The 7,546-nt window shown below is 40.0% G+C and carries 1 protein-coding gene; it reads right to left on the bottom strand.

The genetic code is table 11. The features are described from left to right. Positions 1–151 precede the first annotated feature (151 nt). On the bottom strand, positions 152–7,546 hold a 7,395-nt coding region (locus tag AB1414_11955; GenBank protein ID MEW6608138.1), incomplete at its 5' end, for a hypothetical protein.

Below are 7,546 nucleotides of genomic sequence, written 5' to 3' on the forward strand. Positions count from 1 at the left end.
CTTTGCGCTCTTTGCGGTTAAATCTTTATACCTTTAAAAAACTTGAACATCGAGTATTAGTTTCTATTAATTTCAATTTTTTTAATAATATCTCCCTATCTCCTTAATCTCCACATCTCCTTTTGTTACACCACCTGAACGCTTAGATTACTTATCTAATAATCGCCATCTTACCGATACATTTTTCCCCTTGTGGATTGGTAATGAGGTAGATGTAGATGCCGCTGGCTATCTTCTGACCGCTATCGTTATCTGCACGCCATATCTTTTGTCCCTTATCTCCCGGGACTACCTCTAATGTTCTGATTAATTCTCCTGATATATCGTATATTTTAATCGTGGCATACCTGGTCAATCTTCGAGTTAAGTCATTTTTGGCGCCAAAGGTAATGTGTGTATGTCCTAAATCGCTATTTGGCTTGAATGGATTAGGATAAACAGAGACCTTCCCCAATGTCTCCGGAGCAACAGATGTGCCAATAGGAATGAAGATTGCAAGGGAATTAGCCTGGCCATAGACTACATTTCGGGTAGTATCCACACCTGAATTATCAGTTATCCACCAGTTATTATCGCGGAAGATATGTAACCTCAAACTATCTTCATCTATTGCTGTTCCATCTACAACACCATCCTGGTCAGCATCTAAATATGGGATTTCAAGATATACGGATAAACTACCTGTGAGTAAATTCCCCGCCGTGCCATACATAGTAATTTCACAAATAGAGGTGGCAAGTCCATTTTCTGGAATATTTACGCCCGCCGGGCTGGGATTAATGGTAATGTAAAAATCTTCGGTAAATGTTCCCAGTTCAACCCTTGTTATGCCAATAGCGGTGGTAAGCGTTACAGTCCCACCGGTATCTTTATTTATGAGGACTAAGAATGATGAACTTGTTCCTCTTATTTGATTCTCAAAGTAAGCAAATATCGTATCTGTTCCAGCATTTGGCGATTGCGGTATGGTAACAACCACATTTCTCGTGCTTGTGCCGTTAAATATTACCTCTTGCAGATAACCAACCTTATCTTGTAATATTACTGTGCCGTTGAAGGTATCAATTGGTGTACCATCAGCCTCACAAGCGGTAAGCGTCACCGCTACCGTTCCACCACTATAGATTGAGGTAACAGATAATGTTGCAAATCTAAAGTAAGATAATGGTGAGATAATTGTCCGGGCATCTGGTTGAGCAGGTGGTGATTCCACTTGCCAGACAGTATCCTCGGCAAGACTATAAAACGCATAGCTATTGCCATACACACCTTTAAAGTCCGCAGAAACTGCCCTTGTTCCATTTAACCAGCAGGTATACGACCCATTGTTTTCAGAGACATAAATCGTGTAGTAACTTATTGTGCCCACTGTATCCTGTCCAATCCAGCTTACCAGGAATGTTGTTGAAGTCTGATATGGCGATAAGGTATTAACTTTTGAACTCGGCACATCAAGGTCAACTACTGTTGTTGAGGTCGGTGTTTCTACTGGGTCAGCAAAATCAAAGATAATACTGGCTTTATTTCTAACTTCTGTGCCGGAAGAAAGGGTATTAGTCGCTTTGACCTTGAAACTAACATATCCTTCTCCAACAGGCGGTGTAGTATTGGGCATAAGGTTTATCCCTTTAAATTCCCATCTTATTAAACCGGTTGTCTGGTCATAACTATAAGTAAGTGAGCCACGATTGTAATTTTCTACGGTATATGTCCCTTCTCCCACACTTATTTCACCCCATTGTAATGTTGACCGGTCAAATGTTGTATCAAGATTATCTGTAATGGTAATATCTATAGCATGTGTTCCATATTCTACAGGCACATTCTCAAATCTAATCTTATAATTTAATTCACCACCACCAACAACATACCACTGTGGGCTGACTAATTTATCATTCGGGTCAACCGCACTCACTACTGGTTCAGTATCGATATCTTTATTATTCTTATAATTACTTTCAGGTGTCGTTGTTGTAATTATCACTTCATTGCGTAATTGAGTTCCCGGCTCAAGATTCCTCAGGACATTAACCTTTATCTGGCAATTACCAAAATCATCAGGTCCTAATGCAGGGATATTCCACGAGACCGTGTGATTTGTAGAATCATAACTGGCTTCAGGAGAGCTGGAGACATAGATTACTTCACGAGGTAAATAATCAACAATTCTGATATTATCGGCACGACCTGTTCCATCATTCCAGTAGGTAATATAATAAGTCTTTTCATGTCCAGGTCTTGCTCCAGTGCCCTGTTTACGAATAATCAGGTCTGCCCGTGGGTCAACAACATGTGTTCTAACGATAAAAGAATTATTCTCTGGTCTAATATCTTGTGGTAATAGAGTAATCTCAATTTTATTAGATAAAGTAGAAGAAGCCGCGACGCCACTTACTCGCCCAATTAATATAAATGTCCGATGTGTATGTTTTGGCAAATTTGTTATTTCCCACTTAACTTCTCTGCCAATAATCGTGCATGGTAACCCGCTATCATCCGCAACAAAATCTACTCCTTCAGGTAAGGTATCAATAAGATGGACATTCTTTACCTCAACATTTCCATTATTACCATAATTAATTCTATACTTAATTTTTTTACCGCTGGTGACCTTCTTCGGACCCCATTTATATACCCTTAAATCAATTATTGGAGGAACAACATGAGTTGTCCAGGTGCTCTGATTATCACTCAGGTTTTCCTCATTGGTAATAGAGGTAATTTCAATTAAATTAGTCAGCGAAGATGAGCCTTGTATTTCCGGGCGGACATCAGCAATTAATCTAAATCTGCCGCCACCACCACTCGCTAATGTTCCCACCAACCAGGTAAGCCTATTTCCTGTAATAATCAATGGAAATCCACTTGTATCTGTGGCATAACTTACCCCTGCAGGCAAGGTATCAATAATCTTTACATCCAGTGCCGGGATATTGCCAATATTTCTATACCCAATATCATAAATTATCTCATCTCCTGCAATAACCTGTTTATTACCTTTCTTATGAATCTTTAAGTCAGTGACAGGTCTGGTAATATGAGTGGTCACCGTTGCCTGATTATTTACAGGATTAATTTCATCACCCCAGCCATCAATCTTAATCACATTAGTTAGTGTAGTAGAACCTGGCAAATCTCCTACCAAAACACGCATCTTAAATGATTTCCATAAATATGATTTAGGTAAAATCCCTACCTGCCATGTGATTACTCCTGGTTGAATATCTACTGGTAGACCACTCGTATCCATTGCATATTGTACACCTTCAGGTAAAATATCTGTAATAATTACATTAGTAGCCTGTGCATTGCCTATATTGCGGTATGAAATATCATAAGTTAATATCTGAGCAGGAGCTGCAGAAGAAGGTGCAAATTTACGAATCATCAAATCAATTGCTGGGACAACTACATGTGTAGTTACAGTTGCACGATTATTAGTATAATCAGTATCAGTACCTACAAATGCAATTTCAACTACATTAATCAAAGTAGTAGACCCAGGAACATTATCTTTTACCTTTACATTGAGTATAAAAGAGCTATGTGAGCCTGGTGGAATTGTACCTATATTCCAGGTTAAATTGTTATTATCATTGGTAGGAGTCCCCAGACTACTGCTTACAAATTCTACATCTTCAGGTAATGTATCAGTAATACTAACACTTCCCGCCGCTACATTTCCATTATTAGCATAATTTATCCAATAACTCAATTCTTCACCTGGTTTAACCTCCTCTGATGCACATTTATATATACTCAAATCAACTTCTGCTAAGTAACACTGTGTAGTCCATGTAGCACGACTGTTCAATGTCCCTTTCTGATAAATTTCAACTACATTGGTCAAAGTACCTAATGTAGAAGTAGCGACTAAAACAGTCATACTAAATTGACTACTACTACCTGGTAGTACTGTCCCTATGTACCAGCTAACCTCTGTACCAGTAACAGTAGCCTTAAGACCGCTTGTATCAGTAACATAGGTTACTCCTTCTGGTAGGGTATCACGCATAGATACATCTTTTGCAGTTGCATTACCCTGGTTATAATATAATATTTGATATTCCATCTCCTCTCCTGGAGCCACTTCTATTATTCCATATTTTCTAACTACCATATCAGCTATTGGAGTTATAACATGAGTAGTCGCAGTAGCCAGATTGTTAGTAATATTACTATCGTTGTAGTCGCAAGTAATCGTAGCAACATTAGTTAATGTCTTAGAAGCAGGTATATCCGCTCCTATCTTTACCTTCAAATCAATATATCCTTCATATCCTGCACTAATTGTTCCAATATTCCATGTTAATCTTTGTGCTGAAATGCCACTTGGAACTGGCATACTTGAAACAAAGGTTACACTACCAGGAAGTACATCAGTAATTATTACACCTGTAACAGTGATATTGCTCAAATTACGATATTTAATATAATACATCATCTCCTCACCCGCAGGTATTTCATCTTTTGCAGATTGCTTGTAGATTTCTAAATCAATCTCTTTTGATATAAGTTTTGTAGTCCATGTAGCACGATTATTAGCAAAATTACTCTCGAGGGTTGAAGTACTAATCTCGATTACATTAGTTATCACCCCTTCACCTTCTTTTACTGTCTCTACTGTTAATTCAAAGTAGCCGTAGCTTGCAGGGGAAACTGTACCTATATTCCATTCAAGAATAGTAAGTGTTCCATAAGTAATTGTAGGAGTGCCTAAAACAGTATTAGTTGCATAATTTGTAAATTTAGGAAGTACATCTTTAATAATTACATTACCCGCAGGGGTATTACCTGAGTTATCATAACTAATTTGATAAGTGATAAGGTCTCCTGAGACGATTTCTTGTGGTCCTTTCTTTTCAATCCATAAATCCAACATAGGTTTTGTCACATGGGTTGTGCAGGTAGCCTGATTATTATCAGGATTATTATCCACAGTAGAGGTAGAGATAATCTTCACTACATTGGTCAAGGTCATTGAACCATCTAAATCATCTACCTTTACAGTTATGGTAAAGCTACCATGGCTCCATGGTGTAACTGTTCCTATTTCCCATGTTAAAACTCCATTAGTAGAGGTAGCTGGTGTTACAGAACTACTTACAAATGTTACACTTCCTGGTAAGGTATCACAAATAACCACATCTCCAACTGCTTTATTACCACAATTGTCATAATTAATTTCATAAGTCAGTTCTTTGCCACTAATTACTTCTGCCGGTCCATGTTTACTGATTACTAAATCAATAAGTAGGATATGAGTAGTACAGGTAGCAATATTATTAGTTGTATCAAAATCTTCTGGTGTAGTAGTAATCTGGGCAGTATTGTATATAGTTGAACTTGCAGGAAGTTGTCTTGAAGGTATAATCTTGAATATTAAATCCCCACTTGTTCCAGGTGTCAATGTACCAATATCCCAACTGAAATAGTAACCATCAACAATGGTGGGAGTACCAAAATTAGACCAGAGATAAGTATGTGATAAAGTTCCAAGTGAGGTATCAATCAAATCTGTTATAGTAACACTACCGATTGCTAAATTGCCTTTATTACCGTAGGAAATAGTGTAGGTCAATGTTCCACTTCGTAAAATACCGGCGGGATTTGATTTCTTTAGCCATAGGTCTGAGGCAATAAGCAGAAGACTACTTTCTGCCTCACAATGTGTCCCTTTAGCCTTAACAGTCGTAGTCCCACTGGGTTGAGTATCAATAGTAAAGGAAGTAGAGAATACTCCTAAATTATCACTTATCGTCGTTGTAATAGTTGGATTTGTCCCAAAACCAATTATTATCGAATCAAAACTTCCAAAACCATTACCGCTTACTGTTATCACGGTTCCTATCGTGCCTGATGACGGATTAACCTCAATTATCCTTGGCAAAATCACAAACGGACTAAATGCCTCACAATGACTGCCTCTGGCACTAACCGTTACTGTGCCGCATCCTGCCTGTTTATCTACGGTAAAGACAACGATAAATCCACCCTGGCCATCTGTCTGGGTTGTGGCTATACTTGGATTGACACCAAAATCTATGATTAGGACTTCATTTGCCCCAAATCCATCGCCACTCACGGTTACTGAACTCCCAACTGTGCCTGATGACGGATTAACCTCAATTATCCTTGGCAAAATCACAAACGGACGAAATGCCTGACAATGACTGCCTTTGGCACTAACCGTTACTGTGCCACATCCCGCCTGCTTATCTACGGTAAAGACAACGATAAATCCACCCTGGCCATCTGTCTGCGTTGTGGCTATACTCGGATTGACACCAAAATCTATGATTAGGACTTCATTTGCCCCAAATCCATCACCACTCACGGTGACCGAAGTTCCAACAGTGCCTGATGACGGATTAACCTCAATTATCCTCGGCAAAATCACAAACTTACTATATGCCTCACAATGACTGCCTCTGGCACTAACCGTCACCGTGCCACATCCTGCCTGTTTATCTACGGTAAAGACAACGATAAATCCACCCTGGCCATCTGTCTGCGTTGTGGCTATACTCGGATTGACACCAAAATCTATGATTAGGACTTCATTTGCCCCAAATCCATCACCACTCACGGTGACCGAAGTTCCAACTGTGCCTGATGACGGATTAACCGCAATTATCCTCGGCAAAATCACAAACTTACTCAATGCCTCACAATAACTGCCTCTGGCACTAACCGTTACTGTGCCACATCCCGCCTGCTTATCTACGGTAAAGACAACGATAAATCCACCCTGGCCATCTGTCTGCGTTGTGGCTATACTTGGATTGACACCAAAATCTATGACTATCTTCTCATTTGCCCCAAATCCATCACCACTCACGGTGACCGAAGTTCCAACTGTGCCTGATGACGGATTAACCGCAATTATCCTCGGCAAAATCACAAACGGACTAAATGCCTCACAACAAGTGCCTCTGGCACTAACCGTTACTGTGCCGCATCCTGCCTGTTTATCTACCGTAAAGACAACACTAAAGCCACCTTGTCCATCTGTCTGCGTTGTGGCTATACTCGGATTGACACCTAAATCTATGATTAGGACTTCATTTGCCCCAAATCCATCGCCACTCACGGTTACCGAGGTCCCAACTATGCCTGATGATGGATTAACCTCAATTATCCTCGGCAAAATCACAAACGGACTAAATGCCTCACAATGACTGCCTCTGGCACTAACCGTTACCGTCCCACATCCTGCTTGTTTATCTACCGTAAAGACAACACTAAAGCCACCTTGTCCATCTGTCTGCGTTGTGGCTATAATCGGATTGACACCTAAATCTATGATTAGGACTTCATTTGCCCCAAATCCATCGCCACTCACGGTTACCGAAGTCCCAACTATGCCTGATGACGGATTAACCTCAATTATCCTCGGCAAAATCACAAACGGACTATATGCCTCACAATGACTGCCTCTGGCACTAACCGTTACCGTGCCACATCCTGCCTGTTTATCTACGGTAAAGACAACACTAAAGCCACCTTGTCCATCTGTCTGCGTTGTGGCTATACTCGGATTGAC

The sequence above is a fragment of the bacterium genome, from assembly GCA_040755795.1.
Lineage (GTDB): Bacteria > UBA9089 > CG2-30-40-21 > CG2-30-40-21 > SBAY01 > JBFLXS01.